At 70.2% G+C, this 23,683-nt stretch carries 24 protein-coding genes; 16 read left to right on the top strand and 8 right to left on the bottom strand.

Annotation, left to right across the window (positions count from 1 at the left end; genetic code table 11):
* Positions 1-231 precede the first annotated feature (231 nt).
* The 6 genes from RAB70_RS02445 (at position 232) to RAB70_RS02420 (ending at position 7,173) form a co-directional block, all read left to right on the top strand.
* Positions 232-543: a hypothetical protein gene (locus tag RAB70_RS02445; protein WP_148827791.1), complete on the top strand. Its 312-nt coding sequence runs from the start codon at positions 232-234 to the stop codon at positions 541-543.
* Between the two features lie 384 nt (positions 544-927).
* A complete protein-coding gene (locus RAB70_RS02440; protein WP_148827790.1) occupies positions 928-2,331 on the top strand; it encodes a cytochrome ubiquinol oxidase subunit I in 1,404 nt (467 codons plus the stop codon).
* Complete coding sequence (gene cydB / locus RAB70_RS02435; protein ID WP_148827789.1) at positions 2,331-3,347, top strand: cytochrome d ubiquinol oxidase subunit II; 1,017 nt, start codon at positions 2,331-2,333, stop codon at positions 3,345-3,347. Before RAB70_RS02440 ends, cydB begins: the two co-directional genes overlap by 1 nt.
* Before the next feature lie 106 nt (positions 3,348-3,453).
* The gene (locus tag RAB70_RS02430; protein ID WP_148827788.1) at positions 3,454-4,815 is read left to right on the top strand and encodes an AMP-binding protein; all 1,362 of its coding nucleotides are present in this window, start codon (positions 3,454-3,456) and stop codon (positions 4,813-4,815) included.
* 289 nt (positions 4,816-5,104) lie between these two features.
* On the top strand, positions 5,105-5,671 hold the full coding sequence (locus RAB70_RS02425; RefSeq protein ID WP_148827787.1) for a hypothetical protein: 567 nt from the start codon (positions 5,105-5,107) through the stop codon (positions 5,669-5,671).
* Between the two features lie 14 nt (positions 5,672-5,685).
* Entirely contained in the window at positions 5,686-7,173 is a 1,488-nt protein-coding gene (locus RAB70_RS02420) for an XVIPCD domain-containing protein (protein WP_225851539.1), read from the top strand.
* A 246-nt stretch (positions 7,174-7,419) separates the two neighbouring features.
* Here RAB70_RS02420 and RAB70_RS02415 read toward each other — a convergent pair whose 3' ends face one another.
* The 3 genes from RAB70_RS02415 to RAB70_RS02405 are packed head-to-tail and all read right to left on the bottom strand — an operon-like array spanning position 7,420 to position 10,317.
* Entirely contained in the window at positions 7,420-7,953 is a 534-nt protein-coding gene (locus RAB70_RS02415; protein WP_148827786.1) for an AAA family ATPase, read from the bottom strand.
* On the bottom strand, positions 7,946-8,962 hold the full coding sequence (locus RAB70_RS02410) for a pteridine-dependent deoxygenase (RefSeq protein WP_192578903.1): 1,017 nt from the start codon (positions 8,960-8,962) through the stop codon (positions 7,946-7,948). The genes RAB70_RS02415 and RAB70_RS02410 overlap by 8 nt, the downstream gene beginning before the upstream one ends.
* Positions 8,959-10,317 carry an NAD(P)/FAD-dependent oxidoreductase gene (locus tag RAB70_RS02405; RefSeq protein WP_148827785.1) on the bottom strand — a complete coding sequence of 453 codons (1,359 nt, stop codon included), beginning with the start codon at positions 10,315-10,317 and terminating at the stop codon, positions 8,959-8,961. The genes RAB70_RS02410 and RAB70_RS02405 overlap by 4 nt, the downstream gene beginning before the upstream one ends.
* Positions 10,318-10,448: 131 nt before the next feature.
* Between RAB70_RS02405 and xanC the strand changes: the two genes are divergently transcribed.
* The 9 genes from xanC (at position 10,449) to RAB70_RS02360 (ending at position 17,177) form a co-directional block, all read left to right on the top strand.
* The gene (gene xanC / locus RAB70_RS02400) at positions 10,449-10,718 is read left to right on the top strand and encodes a xanthomonadin biosynthesis acyl carrier protein XanC (protein WP_003470209.1); all 270 of its coding nucleotides are present in this window, start codon (positions 10,449-10,451) and stop codon (positions 10,716-10,718) included.
* Complete coding sequence (locus RAB70_RS02395; RefSeq protein ID WP_043093715.1) at positions 10,693-11,424, top strand: hypothetical protein; 732 nt, start codon at positions 10,693-10,695, stop codon at positions 11,422-11,424. Before xanC ends, RAB70_RS02395 begins: the two co-directional genes overlap by 26 nt.
* 55 nt (positions 11,425-11,479) lie before the next feature.
* Complete coding sequence (locus RAB70_RS02390; RefSeq protein ID WP_026144254.1) at positions 11,480-12,229, top strand: 1-acyl-sn-glycerol-3-phosphate acyltransferase; 750 nt, start codon at positions 11,480-11,482, stop codon at positions 12,227-12,229.
* 9 nt (positions 12,230-12,238) lie between these two features.
* Positions 12,239-12,526, top strand: coding sequence for a hypothetical protein (locus RAB70_RS02385; protein WP_017914445.1), 288 nt, complete (start codon positions 12,239-12,241; stop codon positions 12,524-12,526).
* The gene (locus RAB70_RS02380) at positions 12,523-13,497 is read left to right on the top strand and encodes an acyltransferase (RefSeq protein WP_043093714.1); all 975 of its coding nucleotides are present in this window, start codon (positions 12,523-12,525) and stop codon (positions 13,495-13,497) included. The genes RAB70_RS02385 and RAB70_RS02380 overlap by 4 nt, the downstream gene beginning before the upstream one ends.
* Positions 13,421-14,068 carry a LolA-related protein gene (locus tag RAB70_RS02375; RefSeq protein WP_148827784.1) on the top strand — a complete coding sequence of 216 codons (648 nt, stop codon included), beginning with the start codon at positions 13,421-13,423 and terminating at the stop codon, positions 14,066-14,068. Before RAB70_RS02380 ends, RAB70_RS02375 begins: the two co-directional genes overlap by 77 nt.
* A gap of 97 nt (positions 14,069-14,165) precedes the next feature.
* On the top strand, positions 14,166-14,387 hold the full coding sequence (locus RAB70_RS02370; RefSeq protein WP_148827783.1) for a hypothetical protein: 222 nt from the start codon (positions 14,166-14,168) through the stop codon (positions 14,385-14,387).
* 20 nt (positions 14,388-14,407) lie between these two features.
* Positions 14,408-16,741 (top strand): MMPL family transporter, encoded by a 2,334-nt coding sequence (locus RAB70_RS02365; protein WP_408068870.1) that lies wholly within the window; start codon positions 14,408-14,410, stop codon positions 16,739-16,741.
* 4 nt (positions 16,742-16,745) lie between these two features.
* Positions 16,746-17,177: a phosphotransferase gene (locus tag RAB70_RS02360; protein ID WP_148827801.1), complete on the top strand. Its 432-nt coding sequence runs from the start codon at positions 16,746-16,748 to the stop codon at positions 17,175-17,177.
* A 42-nt stretch (positions 17,178-17,219) separates the two neighbouring features.
* Here the strand turns inward: RAB70_RS02360 and RAB70_RS02355 are convergent, their stop codons facing one another.
* The gene (locus RAB70_RS02355) at positions 17,220-17,588 is read right to left on the bottom strand and encodes a tetratricopeptide repeat protein (protein ID WP_148827781.1); all 369 of its coding nucleotides are present in this window, start codon (positions 17,586-17,588) and stop codon (positions 17,220-17,222) included.
* A 186-nt stretch (positions 17,589-17,774) separates the two neighbouring features.
* On the opposite strand from RAB70_RS02355, the gene fabG reads away from it, so the two are divergent.
* Positions 17,775-18,512: a 3-oxoacyl-ACP reductase FabG gene (gene fabG / locus RAB70_RS02350; RefSeq protein WP_148827780.1), complete on the top strand. Its 738-nt coding sequence runs from the start codon at positions 17,775-17,777 to the stop codon at positions 18,510-18,512.
* Between the two features lie 61 nt (positions 18,513-18,573).
* Here the strand turns inward: fabG and RAB70_RS02345 are convergent, their stop codons facing one another.
* The 4 genes from RAB70_RS02345 to RAB70_RS02330 all read right to left on the bottom strand — a co-directional run bounded on the left by RAB70_RS02345 (position 18,574) and on the right by RAB70_RS02330 (position 23,676).
* Positions 18,574-20,250, bottom strand: coding sequence for a tannase/feruloyl esterase family alpha/beta hydrolase (locus tag RAB70_RS02345; RefSeq protein ID WP_148827779.1), 1,677 nt, complete (start codon positions 20,248-20,250; stop codon positions 18,574-18,576).
* A gap of 209 nt (positions 20,251-20,459) precedes the next feature.
* A complete protein-coding gene (locus RAB70_RS02340; RefSeq protein WP_148827778.1) occupies positions 20,460-22,085 on the bottom strand; it encodes an NAD(P)/FAD-dependent oxidoreductase in 1,626 nt (541 codons plus the stop codon).
* A complete protein-coding gene (locus RAB70_RS02335) occupies positions 22,082-22,903 on the bottom strand; it encodes a glycosyltransferase family 2 protein (RefSeq protein WP_148827777.1) in 822 nt (273 codons plus the stop codon). The genes RAB70_RS02340 and RAB70_RS02335 overlap by 4 nt, the downstream gene beginning before the upstream one ends.
* Positions 22,900-23,676, bottom strand: coding sequence for a beta-ketoacyl synthase chain length factor (locus RAB70_RS02330; RefSeq protein ID WP_148827800.1), 777 nt, complete (start codon positions 23,674-23,676; stop codon positions 22,900-22,902). Before RAB70_RS02330 ends, RAB70_RS02335 begins: the two co-directional genes overlap by 4 nt.
* Positions 23,677-23,683: the final 7 nt, after the last annotated feature.

Genomic DNA, 23,683 nt, shown 5'->3' with positions numbered 1-23,683 from the left:
CGTTGGTCATGGGAGCATGGCGCACGGGGCAGGCAAAGGCGGGGCGCTCAAAATACTTGGTCTTCAAGAAGGTTTGGGCGTTTCAATCTGATTGCGATTTTCCTTCAGGCTCAGGTAAGGAATTTGGTGATCGCGTCGCCTGATGTGGCCATCGGGGGAATCTGTAAATTTAGATGTTGATGTTTTATATTTTTCGTGCAAATCAAAAATCCAACATCAAAGGGGGAATAAATGAAGATGAAGTGGATGGCATTGCTGTTTCTGCTGTGTTTTTCTGGTCCGTCGTTCGCCAACGAGTGGTTGAATGATGTCGAAATCACACAGATCAACGCCTATCAATCGGGGACGGGTCATTTCGTTTGGTTTAGCGCCCTTCCTCAAGAGTGTAAGGCCGCATCTCCCTCGGCGCCGATCATGACTTTCGATGAAGCACAATCTGGAGGAAAAGGCATGTTGGCCATCGCGATGGCCGCGCTGCTCAATAAGCGCAAGGTCAATGTGCAAGCCAACGGGTGCAGTATTATCGAGATTTATTTGAAGTAAAGGCGAGCACGGACGGGTAATTGTGAAGCAGTTAGCGCACGCGGTGCGAGTGCCACTGCCGTTTGCGTTGTTGAACCTGTAATGGAGCCGAAAACGGCGATGTCTGACTCGCCTGTCATCGTCGAAAGTCCTTGGAAACGCACCGGAGCCGGCGCGGGGGACACCGGGTCTGAGCGTTGTCAGCGTGGCTCATGCGGAGGTCATTTCCCTTGGGCCGCGTTGATCAGCCCTTTTGTCGCTGAAACTCCAGGTGCCGGAAAAATACCCACCCGGCGTAGGGGGGCCTGGATACCCGAGTATGTCCTCCTGCGACAAACCGTCACATCCCATTTCGCCGCGCCGCACCAACAATAGGCATCGTTTCCGCTGCCTCAGGCGCTACCCATGGACGCCCTGCTGCTGTCGCGCATCCAGTTCGGATTCGTCATCAGTTTCCACGTGCTGTTCCCGGCCTTCACCATCGGCCTGTCGAGCTGGCTGGCGTTCCTGGAGTGGCGCTGGATGCGCACCCGCGACACGGTGTGGCGCGATCTGTACTTCTTCTGGCTGAAGATCTTCGCCGTGTCCTTCGGCATGGGTGTGGTCAGCGGCATCGTGATGAGTTTCCAGTTCGGCACCAACTGGGCGGTGCTCAGCGAACGCGCCGGCAACATCCTCGGGCCGCTGCTCAGCTACGAGGTGCTGACCGCGTTCTTCCTGGAAGCCTCGTTCCTCGGGGTGATGCTGTTCGGTTGGCACAAGGTGCCGGAGAAGCTGCACTTCCTGGCCACCTGCCTGGTCGCCATCGGCACGCTGATCTCCACGTTCTGGATCCTGTCGGCCAATAGCTGGCTGCAGACGCCGGCCGGCTATGCGGTGGTCGAAGGCGTGTTCCACCCGGCCAACTGGCGCGAGGTGATCTTCAATCCCTCGTTCCCGTACCGGCTCACGCACATGGTGCTGGCCGCATTCATCACCACCTGTTTCGTGATCGGCGGGGTCAGCGGCTGGTACCTGCGCCGCGGCGAGCACCTGGATGCAGCCGGGCGCATGCTCAAGCTGGCGGTGGCGTTCGCCTCGATCGCGCTGCCGTTGCAGATCGCCGCCGGCGATGCGCATGGCCTGAATACGCTCGAGCACCAGCCGATCAAGGTGGCGGCGATGGAGGGGCACTGGCACGGCGAGGCGAAGGGGCAGGGCGTGCCGTTGGTGGTGTTTGCGGTGCCCAACGAGGCCGCCGAGCGCAATGACTACGAAGTGACCATCCCGCGCCTGGGCAGCGTGATCCTCACCCATACGTTGGATGGCGAGATCACCCCGCTGACCGCGGTGCCGCGGGACGAGCGGCCGCCGGTGAAGCCGGTGTTCTACGCGTTCCGGGTGATGGTCGGGCTGGGCATGGCGATGCTGCTGCTGGCGCTGGTGTCGCTGTTCTTCTGGTGGCGCGGCACCTTGCTGCGCCGGCGCGCGCTGCACCTGGCGTGGAACGCGATGCTGCCGGCCGGGTTCGTGGCCCTGGTCGCCGGCTGGTTCGTCACCGAGATCGGGCGCCAGCCCTACGTGATCTATGGCCTGCTGCATACGCGCGATGCGGTCAGCCCGACGCTCAGCCCGGCGATGGTGTGGATCTCGCTGAGCGTGTACGTGCTCGCCTACGCGCTGGTGTTCGGCTTCGGCAGTTGGTACATCCTGCGCATGCTGCGCCACGGGCCGCTGCCGCACGAGCCGGCGCCGCGCATGCAGGAAGGCGACAAGACCCCGGCGCGACCGCTGTCGGCGGCCGACGACGACATCGAGGAGACCCGCTGATGGACATGGCGACCGTATTGCCGGTGATCTGGTTCGGCGTGATCGGCTTCGGCGTGCTGATGTACGTGCTGCTGGACGGCTTCGTGCTCGGCCTCGGCATCCTGGCGCCGTTCGCCGAGGACGAGGACCAGCTCGATCTGATGATGAACACCGCCGCGCCGATCTGGGACGGCAACGAGACCTGGCTGGTGCTCGGCGGCGCCGGTCTGCTGGCGGCCTTCCCCAAGGCCTACGCGATCGTGCTGTCGGCGCTGTACCTGCCGGTGCTGCTGATGCTGATCGCGCTGGTGTTCCGCGGCGTGGCCTTCGAGTTCCGCTTCAAGGCGCGCAGTTCCAAGTACCTGTGGGGCTGGGCGTTCGCGCTGGGCTCGCTGTGCGCGGCGTTCTGGCAGGGCGTGATCCTGGGCGCGCTGGTGGAAGGCATGCCGCTGCAGGACGGCAAGTATCTGGGCGGGGTGCTGGGCTGGTTCAGCCCGTTCTCGATGCTCACCGGCGCGGCGGTGGTGTTCGGCTATGCGTTGCTCGGCGGCAGCTGGCTGATCCTCAAGACCGAGGGCGCGATGCAGCGCATCGCCCGCACCCTGACCCGGCCGCTGGTACTGGTGGTGGTGGTGTTCATGGGCCTGGTCAGCGCCTGGCTGCCGTTCCTGGACTCGCGGATCATGGCGCGCTGGTTCCACGACGGGAATTTCTGGTGGCTGTCGCCGGTGCCGCTGCTGGTGCTGGTCAACGCGCTGGCGCTGTGGCGGGCGGCGATGGCGCAGGGCCGCGATGCGCGTCCGTTCGTGCTGACCCTGTGCTTCTTCGTGCTCGGTTTCTTCGGCCTGGTGCTGGGCATCTGGCCGAACATCGTGCCGCCCGGGCTGACCATCTGGGAAGCGGCCTCGCCGCCGTCCTCGCAGGGCTTCGTGCTGGCCGGGCTGGCGATGCTGTTGCCGGTGATCCTGGGCTACACCGCGTGGTCGTACCGGGTGTTCCGCGGCAAGATCACCGCCGACACCGGCTACCACCACTGACGGCGGCCGCCCGCCGCGGCGGCCGGCTTGCCAGCGGCGGCGGTGGCGGCCAAGCTACCGGCTCCCGCGCCGTGCGGGTCATCGCCCGCCCGAGCCGCCGCCCCGCATGTCCGCCGTTTCTTCCGAGATTCCCGCCGCGCCCCTGTTGCATCCGCTCGCCGTCGGCGACGCGCAGCGTCCGCTGGCCTTCGCCAACGGCGAACACATCGACCTGGCCACCTTCCTTGGCCACGTGCGCGGCCTGGCCGCAGTGCTGCCGGCCGGCCGGCACGCGCTGAACCTGTGCGAGGACCGCTACCGCTTCATGGTCGCGTTCTGCGCGGTGGCGCTGCGCGGGCAGACCTCGCTGCTGCCGTCCTCGCGCGCGCCGGCGGTGGTGGCCGAGGTGCAGCGCACCCATGCCGACTGCTACTGCCTGGGCGACCTGGCGCTGGCCGAGCCGCCGCCGCGCTACTGGCAGTTGCCGGACGCGCTGCCGTCGCTGGACGGGCCGATGCCGCAGCTGGCCGACGACGCGCTGGTGGCGATCGGCTTCACCTCCGGCAGCACCGGCGCGCCCAAGCCCAATCCCAAGACCTGGGGCAGCTTCCTCACCAGCACCCGCCAGGACCTGCTGGCGCTAGTCGGGCTGTGGCCGGACACGGCGGTGCCGCAGGTGGTGGCGACGGTGCCGCCGCAGCACATGTACGGCATGGAGCTGTCAATCCTGCTGCCGCTGGTGACGCCGCTGGCGGTGCACGCCGGGCGCCCGTTCTTTCCCGAGGACGTGGCCCGCGCGCTAGCGCAGCTGCCGGCGCCGCGGCTGCTGGTGACCACGCCGGTGCATCTGCGTGCGCTGGTCGAATCCGGCGTCGCCCTGCCGCCGCTGGCCGGCATCGTCTCGGCCACCGCGCCGCTGGCGCAGGAACTGGCCGCCGCCGCCGAGGCGCGCTTCGGCGGGCAGGTGCGCGAGATGTTCGGCTCCACCGAGACCTGCGTGTTCGCCAGCCGCCGCACCGCCTGCGAAGCGCCATGGACGCCGCTGCCGGGCGTGCGCGTGGCGCCGCAGCCGGACGGCACCCTGGTGCACGCGCCGCACCTACCGCAGCCGGTGCTGCTGGCCGACCTGATGGAAGTGGATGCCGACGGCCGTTTCCAGGTGCGCGGGCGCCAGGCCGACCTGCTGGAGATCGCCGGCAAGCGCGCCTCGCTGGCCGACCTCACCCGGCGCTTGCTGGCCCTGCCGGGCGTGGTCGACGGCGCGATGCTGCAACTGGATCCGGAACCGGGCCAGGCGGTGGGCCGCATCGCCGCGGTGGTGGTGGCGCCGACCCTGGACGAGGCCACGATCCTCGCCGCACTGCGCCGCGAGCTGGATCCGGTGTTCCTGCCGCGCCGCCTGCGCCTTCTCGACGCCCTGCCGCGCAACGAGACCGGCAAGCTGCCGCGCGACCGGTTGCTGGCGTTGCTGGCGGCACGCGAGGACTGACGGGGCGGTCGAATCGCACCGGGATCGGGATCAAGCCGGCTTGGCAAGCGGTCAATCGACCGCTGCTGGTGAAACGCCGAGCCTGCATCGCTGCAGATGGCTCAGTGGGCGGCTTGCTGTGGGGCCTGCCGGTGTTCGTATACTGCGCTCATCGCTTCGCGCCGCAAGGATGTGCCGCATGCCCCATCGGGCTTCTCTCGTCCTGATCGCCTCGCTGCTGTGCGGGGCCTGCACCCATGCGCCCGCGCGGACGCCTGCCGTTACGCCTCCTGCCAAGGAATCTCCCGCCATGACCTCGTCCCCCTCGTCCGGCGCCGCCGATCAGGCCGCCGCGCCCGTGTCGCCCAAGCTGAGCGCCGAGCAGATGCTCAGCCGATTGCTGACCTTGATCCGGACCAGCAGGAGCGTGGCCGACTTCACGCCGGAGCGCTTGCATGAGGTGATGGGGGTGGAGATGGACTATGCGCGTGATGGGTCGGGACGTTATGGATTCGGGGAGAAGGTCAGCCGGGACTGGGTGCATGGCTTCGAGGTCAACATGAAGAAGGCCGATCCTCGGTTGATCTTCAGCTTCGATCCGGTTGTACCGGGCGCCTCGCCCGCGATGCGCGATCTTTGCCACGTGGATTTCGATCAGTTCACCAGCGAATTAGAAGAAATGGGTTTTGTGCGTGAGCGCTACTACGACTCTCCCCCGGCGGCGCCGAACGGCGGGCCAAAGCCGTCTCACGGACCCTGGATGTACGATTCGTTCGAGCGCCCCGGCATGTGGTTGCAGGTTTACCCGCGTGACGAAAGCATCGGGTCCGATGATGCAGTCCGTCACTCCTGTGTTCAGATGGTGATAGTCGGATAAAGGGAGGCGCAGGGATGCCACTCACGCCACAAGCTCAAGCTGTCATTACCGACTTTGGTAGCCAGCCAAGTGTCAGTCCTGATCACGTGCGGAATCTGCGCGCGATCATCGAAGCATCGCCCGCCTTGGTCGATCAGCTAAACGACGCTGTACGTCAGGGCCAAGTGTCACGCATCGTTCCGCTGACCAATCCCAATGCTGGCGGCGAGTACGATTCTGAAAACAAGGCTGTGCGGGTCCCATTGGCCAGGCTTCAAGCATCGCCGTCTGGGCGGGCACCCAACGCGGGCGAACTCACCTATGTCCTGGGACATGAGTTGCAGCATGGCGCCAATGCCGCGGACACCAAGCGAGCACTCACCGAATTTGCCGCTGGCGTTTCCGCAATCTCACAGCGACAAAGTCCACGCGACTACACCGAACCTCTGGCGTCTCTCCTTGTACAGAATCGCCGCGATGAAGCCGGAGCCCAGATCGCCGCCTGGAATGCGATGGTCAGCAGGGTCCGCACGGCGAATCCGAACGCAACCCTTGAAGATATATACAACGAACAGCCAGGACGTATGGCTGATTTCATCGACAAGTCGGGCGCGCGACCTCACTTCGACTACACGCTCAAGCCGAATCTAAGCATCAATGCGGATATGACGATGCCCCAGAGTCCGGCCAATTTGGAGGGAATGGGGCAGAATTTTTTCGACAAGGCTTCCGAGATCAGCAAGCTCGGTGCTCTCGGCAACTCCGATTATGCCAACTACTACGCTGCCAATCCGGTCAGCCACATCGCCCAGGTCGAGCACCGGCAACATCCGCCACAACCCGGCAACGACACCCCGCAGATCGCGCTGAACCTGTCGCGACTGCATCTGCGCGAGTCGCTGCTGGAAGAGAACGGGCTGGATCTTGGAAGGGACCGGCGTCCTCTGCCGTACTTCGACAGCAGCACGCAGCCGCCGGTCGCGGGACTGCTGCAGCACACCGCCGATACCCATCGGCACGTGTCGCCCCTGGCCAACGGGTTACCCGAACCTTCGACGCTTCCCGCGCAAGGCGCCGAGGCGCACCGGAGCGATGATCCGTCGCTGCCGGGGCATCCGGATCACGCGTTGCTGGAACAGATCCGCGCAGGCATGCGCAGGGTCGACGCAGACCTGGGCAAGGCCTACGACCACGACAGCGAGCGGCTCAGCCGCAGCCTGCTGGCGGCCTGCAAGGACAACCGCGACATGTATCCGGGCACGGCCGGCTATTCGTTGTCGGGCAATGCGCTGGAGCGGGTCGACCACGTGGTGTTGGGGAAGACCGGGAACCTGATCGCCGTGCAGGGCGCACTGGACGACCCGGCGATGAAGCGCGCGGTCGTTCCGGTGGAGCAGGCGTTGGCCACGCCGGTGGAGCAGTCGGACCAGAAACTGGCGCAGGCCAATCAGGCGCTGGGGCAGGAGCAGCAGCGCACCACACAGCCGGAATTGGACCGTCACCTGGCCGCGCCGACGCGTTAGTGCATGTCGCCACTGCGTGGCCGGCGAGGGGGGATGGGCAGGCGGGGGGTGGAAGGCAGCGGTGCGAAACATCGACGCATACGCGCTTGCTGCGGTGCGCTCTGCCACGTCCGGCGTCCAACGTGATTTGCGCCGGGCAAGCAGCGACACGGCATCCGTCCCGCACAGACCGCACTTGGGCGCAAGTCCAGGGACAGCGCGTCGCGCGGGCGGAACCGGCGCGGCAGCGGCGGTGCCGGTACCCGCTCAGGAAAGCGCGGCGGCGACCTGCGCGAACAGGTGCGGCAGATCCACCGGCATGCGGGTGTCCACGTCGATCACCGTCCCCAGGCCGATCGGGCCGGGATAGTCGGCAAGCAGGTCGGGCGTCAGTTCCCGCAGGGGGTGCGCCGCATGCTGCGTGCCCGTCGCGGCGCGCGCGCGGAAGCGGCGCAGGGTCTCGTCATGGCCGCAGTGGCAATGGACTTCCACCAGCCTCGCCTGCAGTGCGGCGATCCTGCCGCGCTCGTAGTCGCTGCGCGGTCGGAAGTTGGCTTCCAGCACCGCGTGCGGACTGCGCTGCGCCAGCGACCAGAGCATCTCCATCGCCGCGCCGCCGAGACGGCGCGACGCGGCGAGATCGCCGCCGCCATCGCCCAGGGCGTCGGTCAGCGTCTCCTTGATGAAATCCTTGCAGAACAGCGGAAAGCCCAGGTGCGCCGCCAGCGGGACCGCCAGCGTGGTCTTGCCGGCGCCTGGGGCGCCGGACACCAGGACGATCTTGCGTTGCCGCTCAACCATGCACGCCGTCGATCTCCACCGCCAGTTCGTCGCGGCAGATCACCGCGTGCAGCAGCAGGCGCGGCACGCGCTCGCCGAAGCGGGCATCGAGGGCATCGGCGACCAGCGGCAGGTCGCCGGGCTCGCGCACGTAGACCTTCAGGCGGGTGCCGTCGCCGAACTGCGGCGGCAGGTCCGGGGCGTGTTCGCGCGCGGCCGCCAGCAGGGCGTCGAAGTTGGCGAAGGTTTCCTCCAACTGCGCCAGCAACTGGCCCTGATGCATGGAGGCGTGGCCGACCACGCTGGCGGTGCCCGACAGCAGCAGCGGCATGTCGCTGCCGGCCGGCGGCAGCATGGCGCGGGCGAAGCTGGGCGGCTGCGGGCCGTACTGGCGCGGGTAGCGGTAGGCGCTGACCTGGCGCGGGTTCTCCAGCGGGGTGCCGGCCTGCGCGGCGGCCAGCCAGTAGATCTGCATCACCCGCGCATCGTCGCAGCGGCCCACTGCGGTCGCCGCCGGCAGCTGGGTGGCGTCGAAATCGCCCAGCCCGCGCGCGCGGCCGACGCAGAAGCGCCGGTAGCGCTCGCGGTCGCCGCTGCCCAGGGTGATCGCGTCGAGGTAGTTCCAGATGCGCAGCAGGCGCGGGGTGGCGCTGCCGGCGACGAAGGCGCTGATCTGCGCGTAGGCGAGCGCGGCGGCTTCCTCGATGTCCAGGTCGACCTGGCGCTCGTCGATCTCTATGACGCCGAACTGCAGGCGGCCGTCGCTGGCCCAGGCGATGGCGCCGTCGCGGCCGCTGTGCACCGGGGCGTCGGTGCGCCACACCTCGAGCATGCGCGGGCCGTGCGGTTGCAGCGGCACGCGCAGGTAGCGCGGGTCCTCGTGGTAGGGCGCGGTCTCGCCGAAGCCGAACACCGCCAGCACCCGGTCCTCGGCCAGCACCCGGCCCGGATCGGTCTCGGCGACGTAGTCCACCTGCAACTGCGGATGGCCCTGCGTGTGGTGCGGAAACTGCAGGTGCGGGCGGCTCATGGTGTATCTCCGTGCAAGGTGTCGCCGTGGAACTGTTCGCGGGCCTGGCGGCGGCGGTGGCGCCAGGCGCGCCAGGCCCGCGGCAGCATCGCCACCGCGGACAGCGCATAGATGGCGCGGAACACGCGCAGGCGGCGCAGCACCGCACGGTTGTCGAAGACGTCGCCGGCGAGCATCGCCACCACCGCCTGTTCCACCTGCAGCACGTTGCGCGGCTGCGCGAACAGCTCGCGCATGGTCGGCGAGGTGAAGCGGTAGATGAACCACTTGAACTCGTCCAGGCCGCCGCGCAGGTGCCGCTCCAGGCGCCGCTGCAGCCGCGCCTCGCTGGCCGGGTCGCGCAGCGCCGCGTCGACCACGGACGCGCCGCGCTCGGCGCTGTGCATGGCCAGGTACACGCCGGAGGAGAACATCGGGTCGACGAAGGCGTAGGCGTCGCCGAGCATCAGCCAGCGCGGGCCGCTCATGCGCGTGCATTCGTAGGCGTAGTTGCCGGTGGCATGCACCGGCGCCACGCGCTGCGCGCCGGCCATGCGCGCCACCACGTCCGGATTCAGCGCCAGCGTGCGCAGCAGGAACGTCTCGCTGTCGCAGCCCTTGCGGGTCTTCATGTACTCCGGGTCGCACACCGCGCCCACGCTCATCACGTCGTCGGGCAGCGGGATCAGCCACATCCAGCCGTGCGCGTGGCGATAGATGCTGATGTTGCCGGCGTCCTCGCCGGGGCGCCGCGCCACGCCGCGGAAATGGCTGAACAGCGCCGCCGACTGGTGCCGCGGATTGGCGCGCTTGAGCTTGAGCGTGTTGCCGAGGAAGGTGTCGCGGCCGCTGGCGTCGATCAGGTAGCGCGGCCGGTAGTGGCGCACGCCGTCGGCGCCGCGTGCCTGCACCGTCGGCGTCTCGCCGTCCAGCTGCACCGCCTCGACGCGGACGCCCTCGTGCACGTCGGCGCCGACCGCACGCGCCTGCGCGAACAGCACCCGGTCGAAGTCGGCGCGCGGCACCTGCAGCGCGAAGTCGGACTGCGCGCCCAGCGCGTGCGCGAAACGGAAGGTGTTGTAGCCGCCGGCATCGTTGGGGAAATCGGCGCCGAGCTTGAGCACGCCGATCGCCCGCACCTGGTCGAGCACGCCCAGCCGCTGCAGGATCGGCATGTTCATCGGCAGCAGCGATTCGCCGATGTGGAAGCGCGGGTGGTGGTCCTTTTCCAGCACCGTCACCCGCCAGCCGCGTTGCGCCAGCACGATCGCCGCCGCGCAGCCGGCCGGCCCCCCGCCGATCACCAGCACGTCGGGCGTGTCTGCCGCGGCGTCGCGTGCGGTGGGGGGAGGGGAAGCAACAGCGGCGGACGTCATCCTGAGGGAACCTGCGGGCGCAACGGCGGGGCGAAACGGCATGATAGCGTGCCGTTCGCGGGCCGATGGTTGCGCCGCAGCGCCCGATGCACCATCTTGTCGCACCCGTCCTTTCGCCTGGAAGCCCCTGGATGTCTTCGCAAACCGCCGCCGAACGTGAACTGGCCGAGCTGCTGGTCGAGAGCCTGAACCTGGAAGACGTCCAGCCCGGCGACATCGATCCGGAGGCGCCGCTGTTCAATACCGGCCTGGGGCTGGACTCGATCGACGCCCTGGAACTGGCGCTGGCGATCAGCAAGCGCTACGGCTTCCAGCTGCGCTCGGACAACGACGAGAACCGCCGTATCTTCGCCTCGCTGCGCGCGCTGTCGGCGCATGTCGAAGCCAACAAGACCAGCTGAGCCGGCCGACGCCGCGCCCTGGGCGCTGGCCCTGGGCGTGCTGCTGGCGCTGGCCTACTCGCCACTGGCGCACTGGGCCAATGCCGCGCACCGCCCGGACCTGGCGGTGCTGGCCGGCGCGGCGCTGGTGCTGATGGTGCTGGTGGAGCCGATGGCGCGCTGGCGGCCCTGGGCCTGGGCGCTGGCGCTCGCCGCGACCGCGGCGCTGGTGCCGCTGTGGCGCTCGCCGCACGCCCTGCTGCTGCTGGCCGCGCCGCCGGTGCTGTTCACCGCCTGGGTGGCCTGGTTCTTCGGGCGCAGCCTGCAGCGCGGGCGCACGCCGCTGATCACCCGCATCGTCGAGGCCCTGTACCGGCAGGCCGGCATGCCGATCACCCCGGACCAACTGCGCTACACCCGCCGCCTGACCCTGGCCTGGACCCTGCTGCTGGTCGGGCTGACCCTGCTCAACCTGGTGCTGGCGCTGTGCGCCCAGCCCAGCGGGGTGCTGGCGCAGCTGGGCCTGGCCTCGCCGCTGCCGATCAGCGATGCGCGCGCCTCGCTGTTCGCCAATCTGCTGGGCTACGGGGTCATCGGCGGCTTCTTCGTCGGCGAGTACCTGCTGCGCGGGCGCTGGTTTCCGCAGCGTCCCTACCGTAATCTGCCCGACTTCCTGCACCGGCTGGCGCGGCTGGGGCCGGTTTTTTGGCGCGATCTGTTGCGCTGACGCGCGAAGTGCAGGGGACGCAAGGGTCGTGCAGATCATCAAGGAAAACAGCAAGTTGCCGCAGGCTGGGATGCCTTCGCGCATGGCCTGGGCCGTGTGGAACGCCCTGCAGTTGGTATTCACCCTGGCGCACACCGCGCTGGGCATCGTCGTCGCACTGGTGCTGCTGCGGCTGACCGGGCCGCGCCTGCCGCTGCGCATGGGCGCGCGGTTCTGGGCGCCGGTGTTGCTGTTCGGCGCCGGGGCGCGGCTGCAGGTGGAGGGCCGCGAGCGGGTGGACTGGTCGCGCAACCACCTGTTCGTCAGCAACCACCAGTCGATCATCGACATCTGCGCGCTGTTCATGGCGCTGCCGGTGCCGCTGCGCTTCCTGCTCAAGGACGAGATGCTGAAGGTGCCGTTCGTGAACTGGTATGCGCGCGCGACCGGCATGCTGTTCCTGGACCGCGACAGCCGCCGCGCCGGGGCGATGATGCGGCGCGAGGCGGCGGCGCTGCTGCGCCGTGGCCAGGACCTGTGCCTGTTCCCGGAAGGCACCCGCAGCCGCAGCGGCGCGCTGGCCGAGTTCAAGGCCGGGCTGCTGCAGGCCGCGATCGACGCCGGGGTGGACGTGGTGCCGGTGGCGCTGGACGGGGCGGGCAAGGTGCTGCCGCCGACCAGCCTGTTCCGGGTCCGGCCCGGCGTCATCCGGGTGCGGATCGGCACGCCGATCCGGGTGAACGGCGAGGACGGCCCGCTGAACCGCCAGGAAGTGACCCAGCGCGCGCACCAGGCCGTCCGTGCCATGCTCGAACCCAGGATATGAGTCGCCCGTATGCAATTCGTCGTACCGCATGATCATCCCAGCCTGCCCGGCCACTTCCCGGGCCGCCCGGTGGTGCCCGGCGTCGTAGTGCTGGACCACGTGCTGCAGGCCGTCGAGGCGGCGCACGGCGCGCGCGCGCCGCTGCGCCTGCCGCAGGTGAAGTTCGTGCAACCGCTGTTTCCCGGCCAGCCGGCGCGGGTGGAACTGGACGGCGCCGCGCCGCGCTGGCGCTTCCGCGTGCTGCGTGGCGAGGACCTGCTGGTCAGCGGCGAACTCAACGCCGAGGCCGCGCCGTGAGCGCCGGCTGGAAGCACCGCCCGGAAGGCGGCGGCCGCTTCGCCCTGTGGCTGATCCGCAGCATCGCCCGCTATGGCGGCCGCGCCGTCGGGCGCCTGCTGCTGTACCCGATCACCCTGTACTTCCTGCTGGTGCGCGGCCCGGAGCGGCGCGATTCGCGGCATTACCTGAGCCGCGTGTTCGACCGCCCGGCCACGCTGCTGGAGGTGGCCCGGCACATCCACACCTTCGCCTCGACCATCCTCGACCGGGTGTTCATGCTGTGCGGGCAGATGCACCGGTTCCGGGTGCAGATCCGCGGCCTGGACCAGTTGCACACGCAGATGGACCGCGGCCGCGGCGTGCTGATCTTCGGCTCGCACCTGGGCAGCTTCGACGCGCTGCGGGTACTGGCCACCGAGCGCCCGGACGTGCAGGTCAAGGTGGTGCTGGACAAGGCGCACAACCCGGCGATGACCGAACTGCTCGGCGCGCTGAACCCGCAGCTGGCCGCCAACATCATCGACGCCGGCATGGACAGCACCTCCATCGTCATGGCGATCAAGCAGGCCACCGACGAGGGCGCGCTGGTCGCGCTGCTGGTGGACCGGCCGCGCCCGGAGGATCCGGCGCTGCCGGCCGCGTTCATCGGCCAGGGCGCCATGTTCCCGACCTCGCCGTGGCTGATCGCCGCCGCGCTCAAGGTGCCGGTGGTGCTGGCGTTCGGGCTGTACCGCGGCGGCAACCGCTACGAGCTGGTGTTCGAGACCTTCAGCGAAGGCCTGGACCTGCCGCGCCGGCAGCGTGCGCCGGTGCTGGCCGCGCTCATCCGCGATTACGCCGCCAGGCTGGAGCATTACACCCGCTCCGCGCCCTACAACTGGTTCAACTTCTACGACTTCTGGAACAACCGCCATGCCGATGCGCCGCACCTTGCCGTGGATGCTGATACTGCTGTGCAGCGCCGCACCGCTGAGCGCCGCATCGCCTGAGGCGCCGGACGCCGACTGGATCCTGCAGAAGCTGGCGCGGCCGGCGCCGGTCAGCACCGCCTTCGTCGAACTGCGCGGCTCGGTGCTGCTGAAGACGCCGTTGCGGGTGCAGGGCGAGTACCGCCGCCCGGACGCGCAGACGCTGGTGCGCGAGGTCACCGCGCCGTACCACGAGACCACCACCCTGCGTGGCGGCGAGGCCACGCTGGAGCGCGACGGCAAGCCGCCGCGGCGCTTCTCGCTGGCGCGCGTGCCGGAACTGGCCGGCCTGCAGAGCGGTTTCGGCGCGCTGCTGTCCGGCGACCACGCGCTGCTGCAGCAGCAGTTCAACATCAGCAGCAGCGGCACCCGCGAGCGCTGGCAGCTGCAGTTGCAGCCCAAGGATCCGGCCATGGCCGCGCACGTACGCAGCCTGCACCTGTACGGCCGTGGCGCCGAACTGCGCTGCATCGAGACCACCCCGGCCAAGGGCGACGTCCAGCGCACCCTGCTGGCCGGTGCCGCGCAGGCTGCCGGCGCCCTCGCCGACGGCGCCGCGCTGACCGCGCTGTGCCACGGCGACGCGGCGTGATCCCCGCACGAGGCGCCCGCCGGCAGCGTGCTGCCGGCCTGACGGCTGCGCGTGCGGCGGCTGATCGCGCGGTGCAGGCAGGCCTGAGGACGCGGCGATGAAGCGTGCCCTGAGTTCGAAGATGCGCATCTCGCTGGCGCTGCTGTGGCTGGCGCTGCTGACCGTGGCCGGCATCTTGCTGGGCAATGCGCTGCAGGTATCCGGCGACTTGCGCAAGTTCATGCCGGCCCGCGGTAGCAGGCGGCGGTCAGTCATGCCCGATGCCGCGCCCGCGGCCCCGGGTCTGAACGAGTGGGCGTTTGGGGAGCGGCTGTCGTGACACGCCAACTCAGTTCGAAGATGCGCATCTCGCTGGCCTTGCTGTGGCTGGCGCTGCTGACCGTGGCCGGGATCTGGCTGGGCAACGCACTGCAGGTGTCCGGTGATCTGCGCAAGTTCATGCCGGAAGCCCGCACTCCCGCGCAGAAACTCCTGCTCGACGAACTCGGCGAAGGCCCTGGCTCGCGGCTGCTGCTGATGTCGCTGTCCGGGGCCGATCCGGCCACGCTGGCCAAGCAATCGCAGGCGCTGCATGCCGAACTGGCCGCGCAGCGCGACGTGTTCGAACTGGTCGCCAACGGCGCCGACGCCGGCCTGGACGCGATCCCGCCGCGCCTGCTGCCGTACCGCTATCTGCTCAGCGACAGCTTCGACGCCAAACCGCTGGATGCGCCGACCCTGCGCGATGCGCTGCAGGCGCGGCTGCAGGACCTGGGCTCGCCGGCGGCGGCGATGGTGGAGCCGCTGCTGCCGCGCGATCCCACCCTGGAAGTGCTGCACCTGGCCGAGAGCCTGCAGCCGGCCGGCGGCCCGCAGCAGCGCGACGGGGTGTGGTTCGACCGCGCCGGCAAGGACGCGCTGCTGGTGGCGCAGACCCGCGCGGCCGGCTTCGACCCCACCGGCCAGCAGCGCGCGGTGGATGCGATCCATGCCGCCTTCGCCAAGGTCAGCGCCGGCACCGGCAGCACGCTGACGCTGACCGGTCCTGGCGCGTTCTCGGTGGAGATCGGCGGGCGCACCCAGAACGAGGCGCAGTGGATCGGCACCCTGGATACGGTGGGGCTGATCGTGCTGCTGCTGGTCGCCTACCGCAGCTGGAAGATCCCGGTGCTGGGCGTGCTGCCGCTGGCCAGCGCCGGCCTGGCCGGGCTGGGCGCGGTGGCGCTGCTGTTCGATGGCGTGCACGGGATCACCGTGGCGTTCGGCTTCACCCTGATCGGCGTGGTCCAGGACTACCCGATCCATCTGTTCAGCCATCAGCGCCCGGGCCTGGATCCACGCGAGAACGCGCGTCATCTGTGGCCGACGCTGGCCACCGGCGTGGTCTCCACCTGCATCGCCTACGTCACCTTCCTGTTCTCCGGCGTGGACGGCCTGCGCCAGCTGGCGGTGTTCACCATCGCCGGCCTGCTGGTGGCGGCGCTGACCACGCGCCTGCTGCTGCCGGCGCTGATCGACCCCTCGCCGCGCGACCATGCCGATTCGCCGATGCTGGAGCGGCTGTGGCGCGGCATCGCGCGGCTGCCGCGGCCGCGCTGGTCGCTGCTGCCGCTGGCCCTGCTGGCGGCCGCGGTGATCGTGTTCGCGCCGGGGCCGTTCTGGCAGAACGACCTGTCCAAGCTGACCCCGGTGCCGGCCGACGGCCTGGCCCGCGACGCGCACCTGCGCCAGGAACTGGGTGCGCCCGACGTGCGCTACGTGCTGGCGCTGCCGGCGGCTTCCGCCGAGGCCGCGCTGGCCGCGTCCGAACGCCTGCGCCCGCGCCTGGACGCGCTGGTGGCGCAGGGCGAACTGGCCGGCTACGACATGGCCGCGCGCTATCTGCCCAGCGCCGCCACCCAGCGCCGGCGCCAGGCCGCTCTGCCCGATCCGGCGCAGGCGCAGGCGATCACCGCCGCCGCGGTCGCCGCCACGCCGTTCCGCGCCGACGCCTTTGCGCCGTTCCTGGCCGACCTGCAGGCCGCGCGCAGTGCGCCGCTGCTGACCGCGCGCGACCTGCACGGCACGCCGCTGGCGACCCCCGTCGGCGGCCTGCTGCTGGAGCGCGCGGACCGCACCACCGCGCTGGTGTCGCTGACCGGGCTGCGCGATCCGGCGCAGCTGGCGCGGGCGGTGCAGGGCAGCGGCGCGCAACTGCTGGACCTGAAGGACGCCTCCGAGTCGCTGGTCGCCGCCTACCGCGGCCGCGTGCTCGCCGCGCTGGGTGTGGCCGCGGTGCTGCTGGCGCTGACCGTGGCGATCGCCTTGCGCACGCCGCGGCGCATCGTGCGCGTGCTGCTGCCGATGGCGCTGACCACGCTGCTGATCCTGGCGATCCTGCGCGGCTGCGGGGTCGAGCTGAACCTGTTCCACCTGATCGCGCTGATCCTGGCCGCCGGCCTGGGCCTGGACTACGCGCTGTTCTTCGACCACGCCGGCGACGACCGCGCCGACCAGTTGCGCACCCTGCATGCGCTGATCGTGTGCAGCCTGATGACCCTGCTGGTGTTCGCGCTGCTGGCCGCCTCCAGCATCCCGGTGCTGCGCGCGATCGGCAGCACCGTGGCGCTGGGCGTGCTGTTCAATTTCGTGCTGGCGCTGCTGATTTCGCGCGAGACCGCCAGCGAGGCCCAGGAGAACCGCCATGCACACTGAACCCTTGCACGGGCGCGACGCCATCGCCGCGCTGGTCCCGCACCAGGGCCTGATGTGCCTGTGGGAACAGGTGGTGGCCTGGGACGCGCAGCGCGTGGTATTGCGCAGCGTCGCGCATCGCCACACCGCGCATCCGCTGCGCAGTGGCGATCGGCTGCGCGCGCTGCACCTGTGCGAGTACGGTGCGCAGGCGATGGCGGTGCACGGTGGCCTGCTCGGTCGCGCCGCGGGCACGCCGGTGCGGCCGGGCATGCTGGTGGCGCTGCGCGGGGTGCAGTTGCACGTCGCCGAACTGCAGGATCTGCCGGGTCCGATCGAAGGCGAGGCCGAGGTGCTGCTGCAGGCCGAGGACAGCCAGCAGTACGCCTTCCGCATCACCCATGCCGGGCAGTTGCTGGCCGAGGGCCGCGCGACGGTGATGCTGGGCGCGGCATAGCCGAGGCAGCGCCGTCGGTCGCGTCGCGCAGCCTCGGCTCGCTCAGTGCGCTTGCGGGTCGAAGTAGGCCTCCCAGGTGCGCGGCGAGGCCAGCAGGGTGTTGGCCTTGGCGAAATACGCCGGTGCGGACCCGCGCTCTGCGCGGTTCATCATGGACGCGCCGAGATTGAAGAAGGTGTTGCGATCGTCCGACCCGTGCTCCACTGCCTGCCGCAGTACCGACTCGCCCTCGTCGTGGCGGCCCTGGTCGCACAGCACCGTGCCCAGCCCGGTGAGCAGCTCCGGATCATCCGGCCGAGTGCGCAGCGCCTCGCGCAGCAGCGTTTCCGCCTCGGCAAGGTTGGCGTCCCAACGCTGTGGTTCCTTGTAGATGGCGTGGACCAGCGCGCGGGCGCGAAGTAAGACATGCATGTGCGGTTCCGGGGGGGGGTATCGCGACAGGGACCGGGCCGCACGGCGGCCCAGGGCATGCTACGGCTGCCGGCTGCACCTTGGCAACGCGCGCGGCCGCGCGCGTGCCATGCATTCGGCTGACCCGATGCGTCGCGATGTCTTAGGATGCGAGGTTATGCAGCAACGCACACGGAGAACGCGCGCATGACCGATCCTTCGACCAAACGTCGCGCCCTGGTCACCGGCGGCAGTGGCGATCTCGGTGGCGCGATCTGCCACGCCTTGGCCGCGCAGGGTTTGCACGTGATCGTGCACGCCAATGCCAATGTCGCGCGCGCCGCGGCGGTGGTGGAGGCGATCGTCGCCGCTGGTGGCAGCGCCGAGGCGGTGGCGTTCGACGTGGCCGATGCCGAGGCCAGCGCGCAGGCGCTGGCGACGCTGCTGGAGGCCGGCCCGATCCAGGTGCTGGTCAACAACGCCGGCATCCACGACGACGCGCCGATGGCGGGCATGAGCGCGGCGCAGTGGCACAGGGTCATCGACGTTTCGCTGCACGGCTTCTTCCACGTCACCCAGCCGCTGCTGCTGCCGATGGCGCGCACGCGCTGGGGCCGCATCGTCAGCGTGTCCTCGGTGTCGGCGGTGCTGGGCAACCGCGGGCAGACCAACTACGCCGCGGCCAAGGCGGCGCTGCATGGCGCCAGCATGTCGCTGGCGCGGGAAATGGCCAGCCGCGGCATCAGCGTCAACGTGGTCGCGCCGGGCGTGATCCAGGGTGCGATGGCCGACAGTGCCTTCCCGCCGGAGGCGATCAAGCAGATGGTCCCAGCCGGGCGCCCGGGCAAGCCGGAGGAAGTGGCCGCACTGGTCGCGTTCCTGTGTTCGGACGCGGCCGCCTACATCAACGGCCAGGTCATCGGCATCAACGGCGGCATGGGCTGACCGCCTCGAAAACGACGCGGCCGTTGCGCCGCCATGCCGGCGGCGCAACGGCGGCTGGCGCTCAGCGGCAGACGAAGCTGGACGCCGCCTCCACGTCGCCGCCGACGTAGCGCGCCACCTGCGGATACGGGCACAGCGGCCGGCTGCGCTGGCTGCTCCAGCTGGCCGGCACCTCGTTGTTGGGCGCGGCGCTGCCGCTGCCGCGCGCGCTGGCGACGATCGCGTCCGGCGCCTGGCTCTGCTCGACCCAGGCCACCAGCGGGGTCAACGCGTCGAACTGGTCGGTGGCCGGCCCGCCGGCGCAATGCGCCATCGCCGGCACCGCGAACAGGCGTGCGTAGCTGGCGGCATCGGCATCGGCGGTGCGCAGGCGGTCGTACCAGGCCGCGGTATCGGCGAAGGAGAAAATGCCGTCGCCGGTGCCGTGGTAGATCAGCAGCTTGCCGCCGCGCTTCTTCAGCGTGGTCAGCCGGGTCTCGTTCGGCGGGGTCATGTACGACCACGCGGATTCGCCAAAGGCGCCGGCCGTGGCGAAGATCTTCGGCGCGTCGCGGTCCATGTCGAACTGCAGCGCGTAGCGCTTCAGGTCCTGCAGCACCGCCGGATCCTCCGGCGGGGTGACGAAGCCGAAGGCCACCGAGCCGGGCACCAGGGTCAGCGAGGCGTCCTGCCGCCAGCCGGCCCAGTCGCCGCTGGCGATACCCGGGTCGTAGGGGAAGGGCGCGTACAACGGCGTGCCGGCGCTGTTGCGCACGCCGGCGTGGATGGCGCCGAGCGCGCGCTTCTGCGCCGGGGTCAGGCATTGGCCGGTGCGCCCGGCGCTGCCGCAGGTGGCGACATCGCGGTTCAGGTCGAAGCGGCGCTGGCAGGCGAGCACGTCCTGCACCATGCCGTCGCGCGCGCCGTCCAGCGCATCGCAGGTGGCGACGATGCGCTCGGCCACCAGGCTGCGCTCGGCGGCGCTCAGGCCGCTGCGCGTGTCGCTGCCGCCGGCCAGCGCCGCCAGTTGCTGGGCCGCGGCCAGGTCCGCGATCGCCGCCTTGGGCAGATGGAACCCGGGGTCGCCGACCAGGATGCCGTCGTAGTCCTGCGCGTCGCGCGCGGCGGCGACCATGCCGTGGCGGCCGCCGTTGGAGCAGCCGCCGAAGTAGCTGTAGTCCGGAGCCTTGCCGTAGGCGATCTGCACCACGCGCTTGGCCATCGGGGTCAGCGCCTGCACCGCCTGGTAGCCGTAATCCAGGCGCGCCTGCGGATCGCGGCCGAACAGCGGGTTCTGCGCATTGCTGTGCCCGGCATCGGAGCTGATGACCGCAAAGCCCATGCGCAGCGGATTGTCGCGCTGGCCGCCGCCGCCGATGTCGCCGAGCGCCGGGACCACGTTGCCGTCCAGGCCGCCGTTGGCCTGGTAGAAGAAGCGCCCGTTCCATGCCGCCGGCAGGCGCATCTCGAAGCCGATCGCATAGGGCTGGCCGTCGCTGCCGACGCGTTCGTGCATCAGCCCGGTGACCTGGCAGTGCGCGCCGATCGGCTGGCCGGCCACCTGCAGGGCGCCGGCCGCCACGCTGCGTACCGCGGTGAAGCGGGTGCCGGGATAGGCGAGCCGGCTCGCCAGCGCGTCGCACGACTGCTGCAGTGGTGCCGGCGAGGCCGGTGCGCGCGCGGTCGTCTGCGCATGTGCGGTGGAGGCGGCGGCGAGAGCGGCCAGCGGCAGGGCCAAGGCGAGCAGCGTGGAGCGCATGGAGTTCTCCTGGAGGACGCGCCGGGCGCGGCGGGCCTGTGTCGCGCCGGTGGCGCCAGGGCGTCAACCGCCGCGCGTGCGAAAACCCGAATGCGCGGGCGATATTCGCCCCATGTGACGCGTGCCGCGCAATTGCGCGCTCGCCTGGCGCCTCGCGGCGGGGAAGCGAAGCGCGCGTTGTTGCAGGGCGGCATGGCCCTGCGCGTGGATCAGGCGGCGTCCGCGTACCAGGCCGGCGACAGGACCGGCAGCGGCGTCGCCGCGTCGCGGCAGGCATCCAGCAGGCCGTGGTCGGCCAGCGTGGGATGCTGCTGGCGGGCGCGCGCCAGGATCTCCCCGGCCAGTTCCGCCATGCGCGCGACGTTGCCGTGCAGGCGGGCGACGAACGCGGCATCGTCCAGCCGGTCGCTCAGGGCGCGGTTGAGTTCGTGGAACCAGCCGATCAGGTACTGGTCCAGCAGGCGCCCGTCGGCCACCGCCGCGGCCTGCGCGCGGTTGGCCGCGCCCCAGTCGCGCAGCAGCGCCTGCATGCCCAGGTTGAGCGCGCTGGCCTGCTGCAGCGCCGGGCGCAGCCGGCCCAGCACGGCCAGGTCGGCGATGCGGTCGGTGCAGTACAGCGGCGCCAGCAGCGACCAGTAGTAGGTGTAGTCCCAGATCACCTTGACCGGCATCACCTGGGCATCGCCGAACAGCGGGTACTGGTCCTGGTAGAGGGTCAGGGTGTTCTCGTAGAAGGAGAAGTACAGCTGCTGGTACAGCTCGGCATACGGTGCGATGTCGCGCCCGGCGCGCTCGCGTCCGATCAGTTCGCAGATGTAGGTGTTGCTGATGGCGATGAAGTCGCTGCCCGGCGAATAGAACGGGTCCAGGAACACGCCGGCCTCGCCGGTCAGCGCCCAGCGCTGTGCCGAGAACACCTGCTTGCAGCCGTAGGAGAAGTCGCGCAGGAACAGGAAATCCTGCACCGTGTGCTCGCTACGTTCCAGCGTGCTGGCCACCTGCGGCTGGTGCGTGCGCAGCCAGTCCATCGCCTTGGCGTGGGTGTTCATGGTCTCCAGCGGATGCAGGGCGGCATCGCAGACGATGCCCAGCGAATGCGCGCCGGAGGACAGCGGGATCAGCCAGAACCAGTAGCCGGGGCCGCACATGTGGTTGGTCGAACGCCAGCGGTCCGGCGGCGTGCAGCGCTGTAGCCAGGCGCTGTCCTGCGACCAGCCGTTGGGATCGACCAGCCCGTCCACCCGCCACCACACCGCGTTGGCCTGGTGCGCGTTGTCCTGGGCCAGGCCGAGCTTGCGCTTGAGCAGGCCGGCGCGGCCGCTGGCGTCGATCACCCAGCGCGCCTGCAGGCTGGCCTCGGCGCCGTCGCGGCTGTAGCGCACGCAGTGGTCGCCATCGTCCTCGGCCAGGTCGACGCCGCGCACCGTGCTGCCGTCGAGGAATTCCACGCCTAGGTCACGCGCGCGCTGCCCGAGAAAATTCTCGAAGCGGCCGCGGTCGATCTGCCACGACGGGGTGGGCAGCAACTGGCTCACCCCCAGCTCGGTGCACTGGTCGATGTCGGTGCGCCGGTCGGAGAAGAAGAAGCGGAAGCCGAACTTGCGGATCTGTTCGGCATCCAGGTGCTCGCGCAGGCCCAGCACCTCGGCGAAGTAGTGCGCGCCGATCTCTACCGAGGACTCGCCGACCTTGAACGCGGCCTCGCGCACCGGGTGCGCGCGCCGTTCCAGCACGCGGATGCGCAGCTGCGGGTCGCGCTGGCGCAATTGCAGCGCCAGGGTCAGTCCGGCCAGTCCGCCGCCCAGAATCGCCACATCCGCCTGCGCTGCCTTCATGTCGTCTTTTCCTTGGCGACGGCCAGGGGGGCCGTGTCGAGGGTGCCGTCGATGTCGTCGATCAGCACCGGATTGGCGCGGGTGCGCCGGTACTCGCGCACCACGTGCCCATAGGTCCACACCTGCACGATCACGTGCGAGGTGATCTTCCACAGATCGCGCACCAGCCGGAAGTGGCTCTTGCGGAACGTGCCCGGGGTCTGGTTGGCGTAGCGGGTCTCGATCGGCACCGCCACCACCCGCGCGCCGGCCTGGCGCGCCGCGGAGATCAGCAGTTGCGCCTCGAACACGAAGCCCTCGCCGGGCACGTCGGGCAGGGTGTAGACCGACTGCGGGTACAGGCGCTGGCCGCTCTGGCTGTCGACCAGGCGGAAGCCGCAGCCCCAGGCGATGCCCCAGTCGCCGAAATCGTTGCCGATGCGGCGGATCGGCGGCTGGCTGGCGCGCTTGCGCAGGCGCGCGCCCACGATCACGCAGCCGGGATGGCGGTTGGCCGCGGCCAACAACCGCGGGAAGTCGGCGGCGCTGTGCTGGCCGTCGCCGTCCATGGTCATCACCGCGCGCGCGCCCTGGCGCTGCGCCTCGGCGAAGCCGCTGCGCAACGCAGCGCCCTTGCCGCGGCGTTGCGGATGGCGCAGCAGGGTCACCGGCAGGTCGGCGATGCAGTCGCTGGTGCCGTCGTCGGAGCCGTCGTCGACCACGATCACCCGCGGGCAGTAGGCCAGCGCGTCGCTGACCACCTCGCGGATGCGCAGCCGTTCGTTGAGGGCCGGAATCAGGATCGCCGCGTCGGCGGCGCTCAGCGGCGTGCGGCTCATGCGCGCAGCTCCACCTGCAGGCAGCGGCCGCCGCCGGCATCGAGCACGCAACCGCTGCTGCCCAGCGCCAGCGCGTCGAACAGCGGCAGCATCGGCGCCATCGCGTTGCCCGCGACATGCCGCGCCAGCGCGCCATCGCCAACCGGCGCGGTGCCGTCGCGCAGTTGTACCTGCAATTGCGGCTTGCCGTCGCGTGCGCCCGCGCTCAGCACCAGCGCGCCGCCGAGCAGGCCCTCGCTGCGCGCGATCCGGCCCAGCGCGCCCACCGAGCGGCTGTCGTAGCCGACCAGCAGCACCGCCTCTTCGCCCGCGGCCAGCTGCGACAGCGCTTCCAGCAGTCCCTGCGCGAAACTGCCGCTGTGCGCGCTGATCGCGGTCGCCGCGGCGGTGGCGCCGGCGCCGATGGTCCAGTAGCCGGCGGCGGCGTTGTGCACCGAGTTGTGGAACTTGGTCGGCGACACCGACAGCGGTTCGCTGGCCAGGGTGGTGCACATGTAGTCGGTGATCGCCAGGTCGCCGTGGGTGGAGGTGAACACCGACGGCAGCGTGGCCGGGTCGCGGCCGGCGTCCTGGCAGGCGGCCAGCGCCGCGTCCAGCGACACCGCCACCGTGTCCGGCGCGCGGCGGCGCTCGTTGGGCGCCAGCAGTTGCGGCGAGGGCCGGCCGGGCGTCTCCAGCGGCGCGCCGTCGCCGCGTGCGAACGCCTGTGCCAGCGTCCATCCGGGCAGGCCGGGCGCCCAGAACCCGATGCCTTCGATCGTCGCGCTCAGCATGGGCGTG

It is taken from the genome of Xanthomonas sontii (genome assembly GCF_040529055.1).
Lineage (GTDB): Bacteria > Pseudomonadota > Gammaproteobacteria > Xanthomonadales > Xanthomonadaceae > Xanthomonas_A > Xanthomonas_A sontii.
This window is presented reverse-complemented; position numbering and strand designations above follow the sequence as displayed.